3 protein-coding genes and 1 pseudogene are annotated in these 2,490 nt (G+C 58.0%); 1 reads left to right on the top strand and 3 read right to left on the bottom strand.

What is annotated here, in order from left to right; all coding sequences use genetic code 11:
* The 3 genes from AKV04_RS10095 to AKV04_RS10085 form a co-directional block, all read right to left on the bottom strand.
* A partial coding sequence (locus AKV04_RS10095; RefSeq protein ID WP_162232860.1) for a nucleotidyl transferase AbiEii/AbiGii toxin family protein occupies nucleotides 1-284 on the bottom strand: 284 nt, incomplete at its 3' end.
* A complete protein-coding gene (locus AKV04_RS10090) occupies nucleotides 274-1,086 on the bottom strand; it encodes a type IV toxin-antitoxin system AbiEi family antitoxin domain-containing protein (RefSeq protein WP_054006314.1) in 813 nt (270 codons plus the stop codon). The genes AKV04_RS10090 and AKV04_RS10095, both read right to left, overlap by 11 nt.
* Nucleotides 1,087-1,399: 313 nt before the next feature.
* Nucleotides 1,400-1,696 carry a hypothetical protein gene (locus AKV04_RS10085; RefSeq protein ID WP_054006313.1) on the bottom strand — a complete coding sequence of 99 codons (297 nt, stop codon included), beginning with the start codon at nucleotides 1,694-1,696 and terminating at the stop codon, nucleotides 1,400-1,402.
* 327 nt (nucleotides 1,697-2,023) lie between these two features.
* Between AKV04_RS10085 and AKV04_RS10080 the strand changes: the two are divergent.
* Nucleotides 2,024-2,490 (top strand): annotated as a pseudogene (locus AKV04_RS10080) (IS21 family transposase); the annotation flags it as partial.

The following is a 2,490-nucleotide window of genomic DNA, read 5'->3' as shown; positions in this document are numbered from 1 at the left end:
GCACCGCCGCCACCCCCTTGGATGCGCTGAGATTTCGCGCCGCGGATGCCGGTCTCGATGGAGGCCGCGATGCGGTCCATCGCGGCGTTGATTTCGTCTAGGCTTTCAGCGCGGTCCTTGATGGGCAGGTAGGTCAAGTCGATATCGACCGACAATCGCGGCAGATCGCGATAGAACAAGTTGATGGCCGTCCCACCTTTGAGCGCGAAGACGCTTTCGCCCGCGACTTGGGGAAGGACGCGCACCAGGAGCGCAACTTGGGCTTCATAGGTCTCACGCGCCACGTTCGGCCTCCGGTTTCACGAAGTCTTGCGGCACCATGATACGGTAGCGCGGATGGATCCTGCCACCTTGGGCCAGGGCCCGGTCGCCGCTTCCGAGGTCGAATGCTTTTGGGTCGAGCCGCTTGCGCCAAGGATGATCGTGGCGGTCGGCGAAGACGAAGAACAGGCGCTTGACCTTGATCTTCCGGCACGCCTGCAGGAGGTCCGAAATTAGTCTTGGACGCAGGGTCGTCAGGCTCTCGAAGACCATGTCGAGGGTGTGGAAACTTTCTTGATCGGGCAATTCGTCCATGGCTTCCAGGATCGCGCGCTCTGGCGTCGACAGGGTAAGACCCCAGTCCCAGGGCAGGCTCGTCTTGTTGTCTTGGGTCACACCCAGCTTTGGATCTGTGAACAAGGAACGGGAACGGATATTGATCGGGGCATCCGTCGGCAGTTTGACCAGCCAGTTCGGGACATTGTCGCCATAAACCCAGACCGGAGCACTTTCCCCTAGGCGGAGATAATGTGCATGTCCCTGTTCGCCGAGTGCGGTCGTGCCGCCGACATGCAGATCATGGCCCATGAGGTGCTGCATGGACAGAATGCAGGTCTTCCAGTCGATGCTGTTGGACGACGGGCTGTTTGGGGTTGGTCGGCGGAAGACGCCTCGGGTGATACGCTCCAGCCAGCCGCGTTTCACATAGTCGCGAAAACTCTCATAGGCGATGCCTTGCGAGAGGAGCCATGCGGCATCGACCAGATACCCTGCGGGCACAGCGTCGAGCAGTTTCTTTAGATTTTGTGATCGTGCAGCGTCCATAGCGCTTAAAGTGACATATTTCTAAAGAGAGGACCACTGATTTCTTTGACGAGTGAGAGTTTTCAGCGTCAAGGGCACTCCAAATCTGTGATTTTCAAAGAGTCTGGTGGGTGGCTTCAAACAGACAAAGATCCGACGAAGTGGGGTTTCAAGATGACTGATGGACTGCAGTGGTTGCCGAATGTCGGTTTGAGCACCTCCCGGCGTGCCGCCAGGACCGGGCCTTGGTCCTGCCTTTGCAGTCTCCCCCCATGCGGGCAACAGTCCTTGGCGCAAGAAGGGAGGGAAACGCAGAAAAACTGCCATCGGCACCTCACCGGTTCCCGTCGATCCACTTCGACATCAGGCCCTTGTCGCGGAAACATTCATCCGGCACGGCGCGGCGTTTGATCCGGGCGAGGCGTTCGGCGAAAGCCACTTGTTTGGAGCTTGGACGTGGGTCTGACGCAGCGGCAGATTTCATCTGACCTTGTGCGTCAATCCAAGCGCTTAAGCTGCGCCGATCTTGCTGCACCTCCCATGGCAAAAGCGTCTGATTGCGCAACGCAAGCGAGCGCGCATAGGCGATCTGCTTTGGCGTCGCAGGCAGGGCATATGTGGTGCTATCCATCGGAAAACTCCCTTGCTGGCTGATCTTCAATATAGAACATAACACGAACAATATCAAGCTGACTGACGCGATCATTGCGGGTCGAGAGGAAGAGGAGGGCTGGGAAAGTTCAGGTCCGAGGATGCCCGAGAGAGGGTGTCCGGGCGTGATCCTGTCCCTCATTCCGGAGTTTTCTGATGAACCAACTTGCCCCCGTTCATACAATCGCACTGAGAACGGCAGTGCAAAAGTTTGCCACGGAAGTGGCGGGATAGTCTTGCTGCGGGCAGAGTAAAACTTTGCCACTTTGGCTCTTTCTGGTGACGGGGAGGGCGGGGGATTTTCAGCGTGGAACTTTATAGAAAGGTGCGCCTTGCGCGCCGCGAAGGCCTGAGCGAACGCGCCGCCGCTCTTCATTTTGGTGTTTCGCGTGCAAGCGTGAAGAAGATGATGAGTTTTTCGGTTCCGCCAGGGTATCAGCGGACAACGGCGATAAAGCGGCCCAGGCTGGATGCATTCACGGGCTTCATCGACCAGTGGTTGCAGGAGGACCTTAGTCGGAACCGCAAGCAACGGCATACGGCCAAGCGTATTTTTGAGCGGCTGCGTGACGAGCACGGGTTCAAGGGCGGCTACACGACGGTGAAGAATTATGTCCGCGAACATGGCCGACGCAGCCGAGAGATGTTTGTGCCGCTGGCTCATGCCCCGGGCCACGCCCAAGCGGATTTTGGCGAGGCGATGGTTGTGATCGGCGGTGTTGAGCAAAAGGCGTATTTCTTCGCACTTGATCTGCCTCACAGTGACGCCTGCTT

The organism is Cypionkella psychrotolerans, from assembly GCF_001294535.1.
Classification (GTDB): domain Bacteria; phylum Pseudomonadota; class Alphaproteobacteria; order Rhodobacterales; family Rhodobacteraceae; genus Cypionkella; species Cypionkella psychrotolerans.
Note: the sequence above shows the minus strand (reverse complement) of the source record. Positions and strands in the feature narration are given on the sequence as shown.